Source organism: Methylobacterium sp. 142-1Y, from assembly GCF_057747795.1.
The window spans coordinates 6,059,998-6,076,249 of sequence record NZ_CM173224.1; the positions used below are offsets into that span (position 1 = coordinate 6,059,998).

The 16,252-nt window shown below is 71.8% G+C and carries 15 protein-coding genes; 11 read left to right on the plus strand and 4 right to left on the minus strand.

Features of this window, described 5'->3' with window-relative positions; genetic code table 11:
• The first annotated feature begins 15 nt into the window (after window positions 1–15).
• The 4 genes from AC3AOF_RS27750 to AC3AOF_RS27765 all read left to right on the plus strand — a co-directional run bounded on the left by AC3AOF_RS27750 (window position 16) and on the right by AC3AOF_RS27765 (window position 5,702).
• Window positions 16–672: an amino acid ABC transporter permease gene (locus AC3AOF_RS27750; RefSeq protein WP_236987838.1), complete on the plus strand. Its 657-nt coding sequence runs from the start codon at window positions 16–18 to the stop codon at window positions 670–672.
• A complete protein-coding gene (locus AC3AOF_RS27755) occupies window positions 669–1,400 on the plus strand; it encodes an amino acid ABC transporter ATP-binding protein (protein ID WP_236987837.1) in 732 nt (243 codons plus the stop codon). Before AC3AOF_RS27750 ends, AC3AOF_RS27755 begins: the two co-directional genes overlap by 4 nt.
• 13 nt (window positions 1,401–1,413) lie before the next feature.
• Window positions 1,414–2,700 (plus strand): NAD(P)/FAD-dependent oxidoreductase, encoded by a 1,287-nt coding sequence (locus AC3AOF_RS27760; protein ID WP_236987836.1) that lies wholly within the window; start codon window positions 1,414–1,416, stop codon window positions 2,698–2,700.
• Window positions 2,701–2,981: 281 nt separating this feature from the next.
• Entirely contained in the window at window positions 2,982–5,702 is a 2,721-nt protein-coding gene (locus AC3AOF_RS27765) for a bifunctional diguanylate cyclase/phosphodiesterase (RefSeq protein WP_488347085.1), read from the plus strand.
• Between the two features lie 7 nt (window positions 5,703–5,709).
• Here AC3AOF_RS27765 and AC3AOF_RS27770 read toward each other — a convergent pair whose 3' ends face one another.
• Window positions 5,710–6,954 carry an amidase gene (locus AC3AOF_RS27770; RefSeq protein ID WP_236987834.1) on the minus strand — a complete coding sequence of 415 codons (1,245 nt, stop codon included), beginning with the start codon at window positions 6,952–6,954 and terminating at the stop codon, window positions 5,710–5,712.
• Between the two features lie 229 nt (window positions 6,955–7,183).
• On the opposite strand from AC3AOF_RS27770, the gene lptB reads away from it, so the two are divergent.
• From lptB to AC3AOF_RS27795, 5 genes are all read left to right on the plus strand, one after another.
• Window positions 7,184–8,050, plus strand: a complete 867-nt coding sequence (lptB, locus tag AC3AOF_RS27775; protein ID WP_236987833.1) for an LPS export ABC transporter ATP-binding protein — start codon at window positions 7,184–7,186, stop codon at window positions 8,048–8,050.
• Window positions 8,051–8,389: 339 nt separating this feature from the next.
• A complete protein-coding gene (gene rpoN, locus AC3AOF_RS27780; RefSeq protein ID WP_488347086.1) occupies window positions 8,390–9,952 on the plus strand; it encodes an RNA polymerase factor sigma-54 in 1,563 nt (520 codons plus the stop codon).
• Window positions 9,953–10,114: 162 nt separating this feature from the next.
• Window positions 10,115–10,726: a ribosome hibernation-promoting factor, HPF/YfiA family gene (hpf, locus tag AC3AOF_RS27785; protein WP_488347087.1), complete on the plus strand. Its 612-nt coding sequence runs from the start codon at window positions 10,115–10,117 to the stop codon at window positions 10,724–10,726.
• A gap of 91 nt (window positions 10,727–10,817) precedes the next feature.
• Window positions 10,818–11,282, plus strand: a complete 465-nt coding sequence (gene ptsN, locus AC3AOF_RS27790; RefSeq protein ID WP_203153008.1) for a PTS IIA-like nitrogen regulatory protein PtsN — start codon at window positions 10,818–10,820, stop codon at window positions 11,280–11,282.
• Window positions 11,283–11,301: 19 nt separating this feature from the next.
• Window positions 11,302–11,616 (plus strand): hypothetical protein, encoded by a 315-nt coding sequence (locus AC3AOF_RS27795; protein WP_488347088.1) that lies wholly within the window; start codon window positions 11,302–11,304, stop codon window positions 11,614–11,616.
• A 256-nt stretch (window positions 11,617–11,872) separates the two neighbouring features.
• Here the strand turns inward: AC3AOF_RS27795 and AC3AOF_RS27800 are convergent, their stop codons facing one another.
• The 3 genes from AC3AOF_RS27800 to ftsE all read right to left on the minus strand — a co-directional run bounded on the left by AC3AOF_RS27800 (window position 11,873) and on the right by ftsE (window position 14,663).
• Complete coding sequence (locus tag AC3AOF_RS27800) at window positions 11,873–12,691, minus strand: YdcF family protein (RefSeq protein WP_488347089.1); 819 nt, start codon at window positions 12,689–12,691, stop codon at window positions 11,873–11,875.
• Between the two features lie 274 nt (window positions 12,692–12,965).
• A complete protein-coding gene (locus AC3AOF_RS27805; RefSeq protein WP_236987828.1) occupies window positions 12,966–13,925 on the minus strand; it encodes a cell division protein FtsX in 960 nt (319 codons plus the stop codon).
• Between the two features lie 18 nt (window positions 13,926–13,943).
• Window positions 13,944–14,663, minus strand: a complete 720-nt coding sequence (ftsE, locus tag AC3AOF_RS27810) for a cell division ATP-binding protein FtsE (protein WP_236987827.1) — start codon at window positions 14,661–14,663, stop codon at window positions 13,944–13,946.
• 162 nt (window positions 14,664–14,825) lie between these two features.
• Here ftsE and AC3AOF_RS27815 point away from each other — a divergent pair, with 162 nt between their 5' ends.
• Together AC3AOF_RS27815 and hpt are read left to right on the plus strand one after the other, a co-directional pair.
• Entirely contained in the window at window positions 14,826–15,560 is a 735-nt protein-coding gene (locus AC3AOF_RS27815) for a zinc-ribbon domain-containing protein (RefSeq protein ID WP_488347090.1), read from the plus strand.
• Window positions 15,557–16,126, plus strand: coding sequence for a hypoxanthine phosphoribosyltransferase (hpt, locus tag AC3AOF_RS27820; protein WP_236987825.1), 570 nt, complete (start codon window positions 15,557–15,559; stop codon window positions 16,124–16,126). Before AC3AOF_RS27815 ends, hpt begins: the two co-directional genes overlap by 4 nt.
• The last annotated feature ends 126 nt before the right edge of the window (window positions 16,127–16,252 follow it).

Below are 16,252 nucleotides of genomic sequence, written 5' to 3' on the forward strand. Positions count from 1 at the left end.
GGCTGAGACCGTCCCATGTCCGGTTTCCTGTCCGACGCCCGCGAGTTCATGCCGATCCTGCTCCAGGGCGTGGGGCTGACGATCCTGATCACGGCGGGCTCGCTCGTGGTCTCGACCGCGCTCGGCCTCGTCTGGGCGATGATGCGGGTCTCAGGGGTGCCCGTCCTGTCGTTCCTCGCCGCGAGCTTCATCAACGTGATCCGGGGCATCCCGATCATCGTGCAGCTGTTCTACATCTACTTCGTGCTGCCGGATTTCGGGGTGTCCCTCACGGGGGTGCAGGCGGGCATCATCGGGCTCGGCCTCGCCTATTCGGCCTACCAGGCCGAGAATTTCCGCGCCGCCATCGAGGCGATCGACAAGGGCCAGGTCGAGGCGGCGCAGACCATCGGCATGGGCTGGGGGCTGACGATGCGGCGGGTGCTGCTGCCGCAGGCCTTCCGCGCCGCCCTGCCGCCCTTCGGCAACGTGATGATCATGATGCTGAAGGATTCGTCGCAGGCCTCGACCATCACGGTGGCCGAGCTGGCGCTCCAGGGCAAGCTCATCGCCTCGTCGACCTTCAAGAACACCAGCGTGTTCACCCTGGTGGCGCTGATGTACTTGGGCCTGAGCCTGCCCCTGATCCTGATCGTGCGCCACTTCGAGAAGCAGCAGGCCGGCCGGCGATGATCGAGCTCGACGACGTCCGCAAATCCTATGGCGCGCTGCCCGTCCTCAAGGGCATCACCGCCCGGGTCTCGAAGGGCGAGGTGGTCTGCGTGATCGGGCCGTCGGGCTCGGGCAAGTCGACGGTGCTGCGCTGCATCAACGGGCTCGAATCCTACGAGGGCGGCACCATCACGGTGAACGGCCGCAAGGTCGACCGGTCCGACCGCTCGATCCGGAGCGTGCGGGTCCAGGTCTCGATGGTGTTCCAGCGCTTCAACCTGTTCCCGCACCGCACGGCGCTCGAGAATGTCATCGAGGGGCCGATCTTCGTGAAGGGCGAGGACCGTGGGCAAGCCACCGAGCGCGGCCGGGCCCTGCTCGCCCGCGTGGGTCTCGCCGGCAAGGAGGAGGCGCATCCGCCGCAGCTCTCCGGCGGGCAGCAGCAGCGGGTCGCCATCGCCCGGGCGCTCGCCATGCGGCCCGACGCGATCCTGTTCGACGAACCGACCTCGGCCCTCGACCCGGAACTCGTCGGCGAGGTCCTGGGCGTGATGCGCGGGCTCGCCGAGGAGGGGATGACCATGATGGTCGTCACCCACGAGATGAGCTTTGCCCGCGAGGTCGCCGACCGGGTGCTGTTTCTCGACGGCGGCGTGATCGTCGAGGAGGGCCCGGCCCGCGAGGTGCTGGGCCGCCCGCAGCAGCCCCGCACCCAGGACTTCCTGCGGCGCGTGCTGAACCCGCTGTGACGAGGCGTACCCGATGACCGAACCCTTCCCCCTCGGGCCGGCCCTCTGGGCCACCACCGCCCCGCCCGCCCCCGCGACGCAGCCGCTCGCCGAATCCGGCCGGGCCGACGTCGTCGTGATCGGCGCCGGCTTCTGCGGCCTGTCGACGGCGCTCCACCTCGCGGAAGCCGGCATGAAGCCCGTGGTGCTGGAGGCGCGCGAGATCGGCTTCGGCGGCTCGGGCCGCAATGGCGGCCAGGTGATCCCGGGCCTCAAGCACGATCCCGACGAATTGGTGCAGATGTTCGGGCGAGAGCGCGGCGAGCGCCTCGCCGCCTTCGGGGCCGGGACGGCGGATGCGGTGTTCGACCTCATCGCGAAGCACCGGATGGACGTGCCCCACATCCGCACCGGCTGGATCCAGGGCGCCCATACCGCCGAGGGTCTGGCCCTGTCCGAGCGCCGGGCCGAGCAATGGTCCCGCCGCGGCGCGCCCGTGCGCCTGCTCGACAAGGCCGAGACCGACCGGCTGCTCGGCACCGAGCGGTATCTCGGCGGCTGGCTCGACGGGCGCGCCGGCGCGGTGCAGCCGCTCGCCTATGCCCGCGGGCTCGCACGAGCGGCGCTGGCGGCCGGCGCACGCATCCATACCGATACCCCCGTCACCGGCCTGTCCCGCCAGGGCGGCACCTGGACGGTCGGGACGGGACGTGGCCCGAGCCTCACCACCGAGCGGGTGGTCTTGTGCACCAACGGCTATTCCGGCGACCTGTGGCCGTCCTTGCGCCAGACCATCATCGCGGCGAACTCGTTCCAGGTCGCCACGACCCCACTCTCCGACAACCTGCGCCGCACGGTGCTGCCCGAGGGCCAGGTCTGCTCCGACACCCGCAAGCTGCTGCTCTACTTCCGCCTCGACCATACCGGCCGGCTGCTGCTCGGCGGGCGCGGGCCGTTCCGCGAGCCCAAGGGGTCCGGCGACTGGTCGCATCTGGAGCGGATCGTCCCGAAACTGTTCCCGCAGCTCGCCGGCATCGGCTTCGACCATCGCTGGTGCGGACGGGTCGCGGTCACCCGGGACTACCTGCCCCACCTGCACGCGCCCGCGCCCGGCCTCCTCATCGATATCGGCTGCCAGGGCCGCGGCGTCGGGCTCCAGACCCGGATGGGCCAGGCGATCGCCGCCTTCATCGCCCGGGACGATGCCGACGCGCTGCCGATCGCCCCGACACCGATCACGCCGCTGCCGCTGCACGGGCTGCACCGGCTCTACGCCTCGGCGGTGGTGGCCTGGTACCGGCTGCAGGATGGGGGGCTGTAGCGAAGCGCCGGCGCGGAGACGGTCCGGAGCGGCCGTGAGATCCGCACGCCTCGAACCTCCCCCGTCGATCGATCTCGGATCTGCGCCGCCGGCGGCATTCCCGGCAAGGAGATCGAACCCGGCAAGAAGACCGAAATTCTTTCATCATCGCCGAAATCGATACCGCGATTGACCCAAAGACATACCCCCTCGGCGCGCAGATTCCGCCAACCGATTTTCATCGCTTCTTAAAGCTCCGCGGTACATAGGGAAGCGTTCGCCGCACCGACCAGACGAGAGCCGTGGGCCCGACGATCGACACTCCGCCGGCCGGCGCCTCGCGCGGCCGTTCCTTCCGGATCGTCGTCGCGTCCGCCGGCCTTCTGGCGGCAGTGATCGCGGTCTCCTCGGGGCTTTTGGTGAGCAGCCTGCACCGGCACGCGATCACCGAGGCGGAGGGCAATCTCGTCGGACTCTCCACGGTGCTGGCCGACCAGGCCGACCGGGCGCTGCAATCGATCGAGCTGGTCCAGGACAGCCTGATCGGCGAGTTCCGAACGGCGGGAGTCGCCAGCGACGAGGATTACTCCGTCCTGGCCTCGCAGCAGGTGCTGCACGACGCGTTGAAGACGCGCATCGCCGGCTTGCCGCAAGCGAACGCGATCACGGTGATCGACCGGCACGGCAAGCTCCTGAACTTCAGTCGCTACTGGCCGATCCCGACGGTCAACATCGCCGACCGGGACTACTTCAAGGTGCTGGCGTCCGATCCCGGGCTCGATCGCTATATCAGCCAGCCGGTGCAGAACCGCGGCGACGGGGTGTGGACGATCTACATCGCCCGCAAGGTTCGCGCCCCGGACGGATCCTTCCTCGGCCTGGTTCTCGGCGCCGTCGAACTCGGCTACTTCGAACGACTCTACCGGACGATCGCCCCGATCCGGGATGACGTGATTTCGCTGTTCCGCGACGACGGGACGCTCCTCGTACGCCATCCCCAGCACGACGGCACCGTCGGCAAGACCTTCCAGAGGGTCGGAGCCTCCCCCGTCGCGCTCAAGAAACGAGCCGAGGGCGTGATCCGCGCGCTCAGCCCGGTCGACGGGCGCGACCGCATCATCGCCAGCCGGACGCTGACGCGCTACCCGATGCTCCTGAGCGTCAGCCGCACCGCGGAGGCGAGCCTCGCGGCCTGGCGCCAGCAGGCGTGGATCATCGGCGCGGCCGCCCTGCTCCTCGATCTCGGCATCGCCGGGTTGGTGCTGCTCGGGCTGCGCCAGGCGCGGGTGCAAGGGCGGCTCGCCGCGGCCGAGGCCGCACGCTCCGCCGCCGAGGCGCGGGAGCAGGGCGAGCGGAAGCTCGGCGCCCAGCGGGCGAAGTTCGGCATCGCCCTCGACCATATGACCCAGGGTCTTTGCCTGTTCGATCGCGACGACCGGCTGATCGTGATGAACGCGCGCTACGCCGCGCTGCACGCCGTGCCCGAGGCCCTGCGCTGGGAGGGCACGCCGCTCGCAGCCCTCCTCGACTATCTCGGGGCGGACGGGACGCGGGCGGCCCTGGTGGCGGCGGCGCGCCGCCGTATCGCCACGGGCGGGCCGGCGAGCTTCACCTGCGACCTCACCGACGGGCGCGCCATCGCGGTCGTGCATGTGCCGATCCCGGGCGGCGGCTGGATCTGCACCCACGAGGACGTGAGCGAGCGCCGCCGCAACGAGGCGCGCATCGCCCACATGGCCGGCCACGACGCCCTCACCGGCCTGCCGAACCGCACCCAGTTGCAGGAGCGCCTCGACGCGGCGCTGGCGGAGCGCGGCGCCGACGATGCGGTGAGCGTGCTCTGCCTCGACCTCGACGGCTTCAAGGAGGTCAACGACACCTACGGCCACCCGGTCGGCGACGAATTGCTTCGCCTCGTGGCGCGGCGGCTGCGGGAGGCGGTCGGCGCCACGGCCTTGGTCGGACGCCTGGGCGGCGACGAGTTCGCGGTGATCCGCTGCGCGCCCTCGAACCCGGCCGGTATCGCGGCGCTCGCCGAGCGGATCGTGCGGCTGCTGCGACGGCCCTTCGAGGTCCAGGGCCACGAGGTCGCCATCGGCACCTCGATCGGCGTCGCGACGACGGAGGAGCCCGAGGTCAGCACCGCCGAACTGCAGCGCCGGGCCGACGTGGCGCTCTACCAGGCGAAATCCTCGGGGCGGAACGGCTGGCGCTTCTTCGACCCGGCGATGGATGCCGACCTCCAGCGGCGCCGCCAGCTCGGTGCCGACCTGCGCGTCGCCCTGGCCGAGGGGCAGCTCGATCTCCACTACCAGCCGATCGTCGCCGCCGACGGGTCGGCCTTGCGCGCCCGCGAGGCGCTGCTGCGCTGGCGCCACCCGCGCGAGGGGTTCGTCAGCCCGGGCGAGTTCATCCCGATCGCCGAGGCGACCGGGCAGATCCGCGGGCTCGGCGCCTGGGCCCTCGCCCGGGCCTGCAGCGACGCCGCCGGTTGGCCGGCGGAGATCAAGGTGGCGGTGAACCTCTCCCCGGCGCAGTTCGTCGGCGACGGGCTCGTCGAGGAGGTGGCGGGCGCGCTGAAGGAGAGCGGCCTGCCGCCCGCGCGGCTCGAACTCGAGATCACCGAATCGGTGCTGCTGCAGGACGATGCCGCCACCCTGGCGATCCTGCACCGGTTGCGGGCGCTGGGGGTCGGCACCGCGATGGACGATTTCGGCACCGGCTATTCGTCCTTGAGCTACCTGCGCCGCTTCCCCTTCGACAAGATCAAGATCGACCGCTGCTTCGTGCAGGATCTCGGGCAGGAGGACGGCAGCGCCGCGATCGTCCGCGCCACGATCGGCCTCGGCAAGGCGCTCGGCATGGTCGTGCTGGCCGAGGGCGTCGAGACCGAGATCCAGGCCGCGGTCCTGCGCGAGGCGGGCTGCGACGAATTGCAGGGCTACCTGTTCGGCCGGCCCTGCCCGATCGGGGAGGTGCAGGGAGTCGCGGCGGACGGCGGCCGGATCCCAGCCGCCGCCTGATCCCGCCCTATCCCCGCAACGCCCGCTCGATCAGCCCCGCCGCCGCCAGCGCCCGCCCGTCGTCGCCGAACCGGGCGATCACCTGCACGCCGACCGGCAGGCCGGCGGACGTCCGGTCGACCGGCAGGGTGACGCAGGGCACGCCCATCAGGGTCCAGAGGCGGTTGAAGCGCGAATCGCCCGTGTGGTCGAGGCCGGCGGGCGCCGCGCCGGGCGCCGCGTAGGTCAGGAGCACGTCGACCCCGTCCTCGGAGAAGACGTCCTTGAGGCCGCGGCGGGCATGGTGGGCGGTGCGGCGCGCATCGTCGTAAGCTGCGGTCTCGATCTCTTGCGCCGCGTCGAGGGCGGCGCGCAGGCGCGGCGGCAGGGCGTCGCGGTGCGCCGCGTATTCCCAGGCCAGCGCCTGGCGCGCCTCGTAATCCTGGAGCGTGCCGTGGGCCGCAAAGGCCTCGCCGAACCGGGCCGGCAGGGTCAGGTCGCGGATCACGGCTCCCGCCCGCTCGGCGGCCTGCGCCGCCCGGGCAAGCGCTCCTTCCGCCTCCGGTTCGGGGGCGGCGCAGAACTCCTGGCGCAGGATCCCGATCCGGGGCGCGCCGGCCTCGCCGGTCCGCGCGATGGCCGGCCGGTCGGCGATGAGCGCCAGGGCGTGGGCGGCATCCGCCACGCCCGCCGCGAACAGGCCGAGCGTGTCGAGGGCCCAGGAATAGCACTTCACCCCGACCGTCGGCAGCAGCCGGAACGACGGCTTGACCCCGACGACGCCGCAGAACGCCGCCGGGCGGATGATCGAGCCCCCGGTCTGGGTGCCGAGCGCCAGCGGCAGCATCCCGGCCGCCACCGCGGCGGCCGAGCCGGCCGAGGAGCCGCCGGGGGTGTGCCCGGGGTGATGGGGATTGCGGGTCGCGGTGGGGTCGAGGAAGGCGAAGGGCGTGGTGGTGGTCTTGGCGAGCGGCACCGCGCCGAGGCTCTTGAGCCGCGCCACCACCGGCGCGTCGGCGCGCGGGCGCCAGCCCTCGTAGATCGGGGAGCCCATGGTGGTCGGCAGGTCGGCGGTGTCGATGATGTCCTTGATCCCGACGGCGATGCCCGCGAGCGGGCCCTTGGCCGGGATCGCCGGCGCGGGATCGACGCAGACCAGGGCGCCGACCTCCGGCTCGCGGGCCGCGATCGCCTCGCGCACGAGGCCGACCGCCCCCTCGGGCGTCAGCCGGCCGGCATCGATTCGGGCGCAGAGGTCGAGGAGCGGGAGCATCGGGCCGTCCGGGCGGGAGGAGTCGGATGAACGACTTTGTAAGCGCATTCGGGCAGTGTGTTCCAGAACACGAAGCGAGGCCTGGCAGGGCCCGGCGAAACTCCGAGCGCGTTGCGGCCGGGGTCCCGCTTCGGCTAAACCGGCGCCGTTCACCCGCCGCACGGCCGCCTGGGGCGGATCAGGCCGACGCGGCGGGGCGCCGAAAACGGCATCCTTCGCGAGAGAGCCCGTGACCCTTCCCTCCGCCCTGCCCCTGCAAGCCCAGGCCATACCTGCTCCGCGGCCCGTCTCGCGCCTCGGGCGCCTGTTCGGCCGCGGGCGCAGGGCCGAGGCCGCGGCGGAGCGGGACGGCGCCGCCGAGGCCTTCGGCGGGCCCGGCATCCTGGCGGTGGCCGGCCTCAAGAAGAGCTACGGCGCCCGCACCGTCGTGCACGATGCCGGCCTGACCGTGCGCAACGGCGAGGCGGTCGGCCTGCTCGGCCCCAACGGCGCCGGCAAGACCACGATCTTCTACATGATCACCGGCCTCGTCTCCGCCGATCGCGGGACGATCAGCCTCGACGGGCACGAGATCACCCGGCTGCCGATGTACCAGCGCGCCCGGCTCGGCATCGGCTACCTGCCGCAGGAAGCCTCGATCTTCCGCGGCCTCAACGTCGAGGACAACATCCGGGCGGTGCTCGAGGTGGTCGAGCCCGACCGCAAGGCGCGCGAGCGCAAGCTCGATTCGCTGCTGGAGGAGTTCAACATCACCCGCCTGCGCAAGTCGCCCTCGATCGCGCTCTCGGGCGGCGAGCGGCGGCGCTGCGAGATCGCCCGGGCGCTGGCCTCCTCGCCCTCCTTCATGCTGCTCGACGAACCCTTCGCGGGCATCGACCCGATCGCGGTCGGCGACATCCAGGAACTGGTGATGCATCTCAAGGGCCGCGGCATCGGCGTGCTCATCACCGACCACAACGTGCGCGAGACGCTCGGCCTGATCGACCGGGCCTACATCGTCCATTCCGGCCGCATCCTCACCGAGGGCACGCCGGACGAGATCGTGGCGAACGAGGACGTGCGCCGGCTGTATCTCGGCGAAGATTTCCGGCTGTAGCCAAGAAGCGGGCGTCATCCGGGTTCGCCGCTCCGCCGCAACCGAAATCCCCGAACCGTCGATGGGCGCTCACCGGAACCTCGGTACGGCACTCTGCTTCGTCCGGCTCCCGGCGGACTTGCCTCACCCGGCGTCTCGTCCATGACGGCGGCGCCGACGAGCCGTTTTTCCACTGGCGACCCACCCCGCCCTGCGCCACCCTGACGGAGAAACGCACGGGGAGGACCACGTCCGCTTTGACGCGAGTCCCGCTTCGGTTTAAAGCTGCTACGGGATGTCTGAAGCAAGAGTTGTGCCGACCCCGGCGCGAACCGGGGCGTCGCAGGGCGGGGCTGGCTGATGGGTTTGCTGCAACGGCTCGAGATGCGCCAGGGCCAGGCCCTGGTGATGACGCCGCAACTCCTGCAGGCGATCAAGCTTCTGCAGCTCTCCCATCTCGACCTCGCGACCTATGTCGATGCCGAGCTGGAGCGCAATCCGCTCCTGGAGCGGGCCGAGGTCGAGGCGCCCGAGCCGGGCGAGCCCCGCGGCGAGGCGGCCGATCAGGGCGGCGACGGCGACGGTTTCGACGGCGGCGGCTTCGACGGAGATGGGGCCGCGGAGCCCTGGCTGTCCCACGATCTCAACCCGAGCCGCAGCGAGATCGAGGGCGATCTCGGCACCCGGCTCGACAACGTGTTTCCCGACGAGGGCCCGGTGGCCCGCGAGCTGCCGACGGGATCGGAGGGGCTGTCGCTCACCCCGGCACCCTGGAGCGGTACCGGCGGCAGCTTCGACGGCGAGGCGCCGGATTTCGAGGCGACGCTGACGGCCGAATCGTCGCTGCACGAGCACCTGTCGGCGCAGCTGGATCTCGCCACCCGCGATCCCGTCGAGCGCCTGGTCGGCGGCTTCCTGGTCGATGCCATCGACGAGGCCGGCTATCTGCGCGAGGATCTGGCGGCTTTGGCCGAGCGCCTCGGCGTCGCTCCGGCGATCGTCGAGCGGGTGCTGGGGATCGTCCAGGGCTTCGACCCCTCGGGCGTCGGCGCCCGCGACCTCGCCGAGTGCCTGGCGATCCAGCTGCGCGAGCAGGACCGGTTCGATCCGGCGATGCAGGCGCTGGTCTCGCGCCTCGATCTCGTCGCCAAGCGCGATTTTTCCGGATTGCGCCGCCTGTGCGGGGTCGACGAGGAGGATCTGGCGGACATGCTGTCCGAGCTGCGCCGCCTCGACCCGAAGCCCGGCCGCGCCTTCGGCGCCGGCCCGGTCGAGGTGCTGGTGCCCGACGTGTTCGTCCGCCCGGCCCCGGACGGCTCCTGGCTCGTCGAGCTCAACAGCGAGGCCCTGCCCCGGGTGCTCGTCAACCAGAGCTACTACGCCACCGTCTCGCGCGGGGCGGCGACCGAGACCGACAAGGCCTTCCTGTCGGAATGCCTCCAGACCGCCAACTGGCTCACCCGCAGCCTGGAGCAGCGCGCCCGCACCATCCTGAAGGTGGCGAGCGAGATCGTACGCCAGCAAGACGGCTTCTTCGTCAACGGCGTCGCGCATCTGCGGCCGCTCAACCTGAAGACCGTCGCCGACGCGATCGGCATGCACGAATCCACCGTCTCGCGGGTGACCTCGAACAAGTCGATCGGCACCAGCCGCGGCACCTTCGAGATGAAGTACTTCTTCACCGCGGCGATCCCCGGGGCGGCCGGCGCGGCGGCCCATTCCTCGGAGGCCGTGCGCCACCGCATCAAGCAGCTCATCGACGCGGAGGCCGACGACGTGCTGTCGGACGACGCCCTGGTGCAGCGCCTGAAGGGCGAGGGCGTCGACATCGCCCGCCGCACGGTGGCGAAGTACCGGGAATCCTTGCGTATCCCGTCCTCGATCGAGCGCCGGCGCGAGCGCGCCGCGATGCCGGCGCGGTGAGCGCACGACCTTGAGGGCAAGCCCTCCGAAAGGCCCCTGCCGCATCGGGACCGGCTTCGTTGACTTCGCGTCCGGACGTTCCTAGCTCTTGAGGGCTGGCCCTTGCGCCGGAGACGTCCCCGGAAAACCAAGGGCGGCGAACGACGAGACCGGAGGGAGCTGATGGCAGCGTTGCGCGTGTCGGGTCGTGGCGTGGATCTCGGGGAAGCCCTGAGAACCCGGGTGGAGGAGCGGATCTCCGCGGCCCTCGCCAAGTACTTCGACGGTGCCTACAACGGTCATGTGACGGTCGGGCGCGACGGCAGCGCCTATCGCACCGACTGCGTGCTGCACCTGCCCTCGGGCATCACCCTCGAGGCCTCGGGCTCGGCCCACGACGCGCATGCGAGCTTCGACCAGACCGCCGAGCGGATCGAGAAGCGCCTGCGCCGCTACAAGCACCGCCTCAAGGCCCACCCGAACGGCCACGCCAAGGACATCGCCATCGACGGCGGCCTGCCGGGTGCCGCCATGCCCGATACGGCCGTGATGGAGGCGGCCTATTCGGTGATGGAGGCGCCCGAGGAGGATACCGGCGAGCACCCGCCGATCATCGCCGAGAGCACCCGCACCCTGCACCGGCGCACGGTGAGCGAGGCGGTGGTGGAGCTCGATCTCACCGGTGTCCCCGTCCTCGTCTTCGTTCACGCTGGCACCGAGCGGGTCAACGTCGTATATCGTCGGGGCGACGGCGCGATCGGCTGGATCGATCCGCCGGAACGCGGCACTCCGTGAGCGGGCTCAAATCCTTCTCGCGGAAGGCCTCCGGTCCTGGAACAAGTGCGGGGCGCCGTGGGCGCTTCCCGCCGATGAGGCAGCGGTCTCGATGCCATTGCTGGAATTCCTGAAGCCGGAGGCGGTCCTCCCGGCGCTGCGCGCGCAGGGGAAAAAGCAGGTTCTGCAGGAGCTGGCCGCCCAGGCGGCCCGCCACCTGCCGGGCCTGGACGAGCGCGAGATCTTCGAGACGCTGCTGCAGCGCGAACGCCTCGGCTCGACCGGCATCGGCGAGGGCGTGGCGATCCCGCACGGCAAGCTGCCGGGGCTCGGCACGCTGTTCGGCCTGATGGCCCGCCTGGAGCGTCCGGTCGATTTCGAGGCCCTGGACGGCCAGCCGGTCGACATCGCCTTCCTGCTGCTGGCCCCCGAGGGCGCCGGCGCCGACCACCTGAAGGCGCTGGCCCGGGTCGCCCGGGTGCTGCGCGAGCCCGGCATCATCGACCGCATCCGCGCCGCCCGCGACGCCGACGCGCTCTATGCCCTCCTGACCCAATCCCCCGCCCAAGCGGCGTGACCGTAAAGCCGGCCTGACCATGCGGACCTCTCTCTGCGCGGCGGCGTTCCTCTTCGCCGCGACCACCGTCGCGTGCGCCGACGGCACCTGCGCCCGCGATCTCCTGGTGGCGCAATCCTCGCAGAAAACGGCGATCGAGCGCCTGGAGACCCTGGGCGACAGCGACGCCGACCGCTGCCGCGGCTGGCGCCAGCACGTCGACACGATGCGCCGCGCCGCGACCGTCTACGGCCGCTGCCTCTCGGGGGCGGAGCGCAGCGAGCGCCTGGCCCAGGTCCAGGGCTCGGAGAAGGAATTTTCGGAGTTGCTGCGGAGCCGCTGCAAGGGGCGGTGAGGCGACCGCCGCGCCAAAACCCTCCCCCCTCTGCGGGGGAGGGTGGCGAGCGGAGCGAGCCGGGAGAGGGGCAGCGCAACGCTGATCCAGGGGGCGCCCGTCACCACGGTCGCGACATTGCCGGAAGCGTCGCCCCCTCTCCCGCCCGGCTCCGCCGGGCACCCTCCCCCGCAGAGGGGGGAGGGTTTGGCGCAGGGCAGCACCCGCCCAGCCTCCTGGGTCGTGCAGTGCGCGCCAGGCCAATCGAAATCACCCCTCACCGCACCAGCGGCTCGGCCACCACCTTCACCGGGTGCCCACGGCTGACCAGCACCGCCGCCCGCGAATGCTCGGGGTCGGTCTCGAACCGGGTGCGGACCCAGGCGACCAGGAACTTCGCGTATTCGGAGGCCAGCAGGCGCGCCGAGGCCGGGTGGCGCCACCACTGGTCCGGGTCGATCCCCTCCGGGACGACCGGATGCGGCACCACCTGGTGGCCTTCCGCAAGGGCGTGGTCGAGTTCCACCAGGGTGCGTGGCATGTGGTAGTTCGACGTGACCACCGCGACGCTCCGGAAGCCGTTCTCGCGCATCCAGCGCCGGATCTCGATGGCGTTGCCGATGGTGTTGCGCGCCCGGTAGTCGAGGTCGACGCAGCAGGCGATCAGGTGCTGCTGGCCCGGATTGAGCCGGGCGATCTCGTCGCGGCTGGTGCGCTCGTTGACCCCGGTGATGAGCAGGCGCCGGCCGTAGCCGCCGGCGAGCAGATCCATCGCATCCTCGATGCGCTGGGCGCCGCCGGTGAGGGCCACGATGCCGTCGGAGGGGCCGAGCGGCAGCTGCTCCGACCGGGCGAGATGGGCCACGAAGGCGAGGAAGCCGGCGCCGAGGGCGATCCCGGCGACGAGGCCCAGCCCCGCGACCCCGAGGGCCAGGCGACGGCGCAGGCTCCAGGACGACGATTCGGGGTCGGGCGTTTTGGGGGCCGTCAACTTGGGCGCCGGCAACTTGGGGGCCGGCAACTTGGCAGGCGGCATGCCGTCGGGCCGATCGCCCGACCAGAACCAGCCCACCACGTCCCCGGTTCGCGTTGTCATGTCGCGCTGCATCCGCGAGGTCATCTCACCCGTGCCGAGCATAGTGCCGATTACGGCGGCCGAGAGGCAACCGCCCCGGAGGGCGATTCGTTCAACCGGGCCGGCCCTGTGGAGAGCGGGCAAGGATCGACGCTACCGCCGCTGGCTGGCGCCGGGCTGGCCTCGGCAGGGTTGCGAGACGCAACCCTGCCGAGGCTATCGGCTTTGGCATCATTCTTTGCGCCGAACCGGCAGCCACTTCGGCGCCGGCCGCCCCCGGCCGGCGGAGTGATGCTCAGTCGAGGAAGCGCCGCACGGTGAGGCGCGAGACGACCGCCGTGACGATCGAGGCGATCACCCCGATCAGGACCACGCTGGCATAGCCGCGCCAGCCGATGGCGAAGCCGCCGAACAGGGCCTCGATCTCGTCGCCGGCCGGTCCCGCGCGCCAGAGCCGGGCGAGCGCGCCGCCGGCCCCGATCACCGCGAGCGCCGCCACCGCCCCGATCGCCCCGCCGCGCAGGCCGAGGCGGAAGAAGCGGCGCTGGAACTCGCGGGCGATGAAATCGGCATCGGCGCCGACGAAGTGCAGCACCTCCACCACCTCGCGGTTGCCCGCCATGGCGCCGCGGGTCGCGAAGGTGACGGCGAGCCCCGTGGCGAGCAGCACCAGGGCCACGACCGCCACGCCGACGCCCACCACGGTGTTGGCCATGGTCGAGAGGCGCGAGAGCCAGAGCGCGTGGTCGTCGAGGCTCGCCACCCCGGGCAGGGCCTCGGCGAGGCGCTGGCGCAAGGCGCCGAGATCGGGCGTGCTCGCGCCCAGCCGCACGGTGATGAGCCGCGGCACCGGCAGGTCGCCGAGATCGAGGCCGCTGCCGAGCCAGGGCTCGAGCAGGCGCTCGGATTCCGCCTTGGTGAAGGGCCGCGTCGCCGCGATGCCGGGGGTGCTGGAGGCGAGCGCCGCGGCCTTGGCGACATCGGCGTCGGTGTCGCGGCCCGGGCCCGGACGGATCTGGATCGTCACCTCCTGGGCCACCGAGCCCTGCCACTGCGCCGCGCTCGAGGCGACGATCTCGGCGCCCCCGGCGCAGAGGGCGGCGAGGAAGGTCAGGATCGCGATCACCGCCGCCAGCGCCCGGCCGGCGCTGGTATCGGTCGGCACGAGAGGGGCGTTGCGGCGTAGGGTCGGCGGCAGGTCGGAGGCCGGGGCCTCGCGCCGCGGCGCCCGCTCCAGGGTGGCTCCATCAGACATGATGCGTCTCCCCGCGGCTCATCCCTCGATCCGCAGGCGGTTGTTGCCGAGCACGAACCGGCGCGCGTCGACGAGGTCCATCAGGGCGAAATCGTGGGTGGCGATCAGCACCGAGGTGCCGAGGCGGTTGAGCTCGACGAACAGGCGCAGCAGGCGCCGGCCGAGCTGGGGATCGACGTTGCCGGTCGGCTCGTCGGCGAGCAGCAGTTCCGGCCGGGCGATCAGCGCCCGGGCGATCGCCGCGCGTTGCTTCTCCCCGCCCGACAGGAGCGGCGGCAACACGTGCATGCGCTCGCCGAGACCCACCCAGCGCAGGAGCTCCACCACCTCGGCCCGGTAGCTCGTCTCGGCCCGGCCCTGGACGCGCAGAGGCAGGGCGACGTTCTCGTAGGTGGTGAGGTGGTCGAGCAGGCGGAAATCCTGGAACACCACGCCCATGCGCCGGCGCAAGGATGTGAGCGCGCCGCTCGAGATGCCGCTCACCTCCTCGCCGAACACCGAGACGAGGCCGCGGCTCGGCCGCACCGAGAGCAGGATCAGGCGCAAGAGCGTCGTCTTGCCGGCGCCCGACGGGCCGGTGAGGAACTGGAACGAATGCGGCGCGATGGTGAAGCTGATGTCGCTCAGGATCTCGGGGCCGACCCCGTAGCGCATCCCGACATTCTCGAACCGGACCACCGGCTCGTCCATCCCGCCGAGCAGGCTGCTTCCGGTCCCCCGGTCCGTTCTCGCGTCCATCCGGTCTCCATGCGCGATCGCCTCACGAGGCGTCCCGATCCGCGAACGCTCGGGCGATTTCGATGCGCCGGCGCCTCATAGTCCGCGCCGCTTTACCACGCATTAAGGCTGTGGCGTGAGGAGTCGTGGTCCGGCCCCGGTGCCGCGCCCGACTGATTCGCCATGCTGATCGTCTGCCCCGCCTGCGCAAGCGAATATACGCTCGATCCCGAGCAGATCGGCCCGGCCGGGCGCACCGTGCGCTGCGCGGCCTGCCGCGAACCCTGGTTCGTCGCCGCCGCCCCGCCTGAGCCGGGCCTCGAGCTCTCGCCCACCGGCGAGGCGGTGTTCTCGGCCGCCGAGACCGCCCCGCCGCGCCGGGCCGGCCCCCGCACCGCGAAGGCGAAGGCGGCCCCCGCGCACCGGCGCCTCGCCGTGGCGGCGCTCGCGGTCGCGGGCTGTGCGGCGATCGGATTGTCCCTCATGCCGGCGGGACGCGCCGGCATCGTGCACGCCCTGCCCCAGACCGCCCGGCTCTATGCCGGCATCGGCCTGCCGGTGAACCTGCGCGGCCTGACCTTCCGGGACGTCGCCGCCTACCAGGTGCCGGATGCCTCAGGCGTCGGCCGCCTCGTGGTCGAGGGCGACGTGGTGAGCGCCTCGAAGGAGGCCGTGCCGGTGCCGCCCTTGCGCGTCGAACTGCGCGACGAGCACGGCCAAGTGGTCTTCCGCTGGACCGCAGAGGCGCCGCGGGACCGGCTGGAGCCCGAGGAATCCGCCCGCTTCCGCGCCGAGCTTCCGAACGCCCCGGCCAAGGGGCGCGCGGTGCTGGTCCGCTTTGCCGCGGTTGACAGCGGGGATTCTGCCGTCAGCCTGAGGGCTCCGATGAACCCCCAGGCGAACCTCAAAGACCGATGACCCCGCCCCTGCCCCGCGTCCGCGTCCTCTTCGACGAATCCGCCATCGCGCAGCGCAACGAGGAGATCGCCCGCGCCATCGCCAGCCAGCCCCTGGAGAACCTTCTGGTGGTGGCAGTGCTCAAGGGCAGCTTCATGTTCGCCGCCGACCTGATCCGGGCGCTGCACCGGGCCGGCCTCGCGCCGCAGGTCGAGTTCATCCACCTGTCGAGCTACCGCGCCGCGACCGTGTCGTCGGGCCAGGTCGCGATCCTGCGCGACGTCGAGAGCGAGGTGCGCGGGCGCGACGTGCTGTTGATCGACGACATCCTCGAATCCGGCCGCACCCTCGTCTACGCCAAGGACCTCCTGATGGCCCGCGGCGCGCGGCGGGTGCTCACCACCGTCCTGCTGGAAAAACCCGGCAAGCGCGCGGTGACGATGGATGCCGATTACGTCGGCTTCACCTGCCCGGACGTGTTCGTGGTCGGATACGGGATGGACGTGGCCCACGCCTTCCGGCAATTGCCCTATGTCGGCCTCGTCGATTACGGCGACGGGGGCCCCGATCTGTTCGACAAGGATTGAAATTCCCGGGTCGGGGCTTCGGGATCAGGATATCTGGGCTCAGGGTTGCGGGCCCGGAGCGATGCGCGATTGCAACGTCGCCGGGCTTCGTGCGGCGTCGCCGCACGAAATCGGAACCTCAGCTGC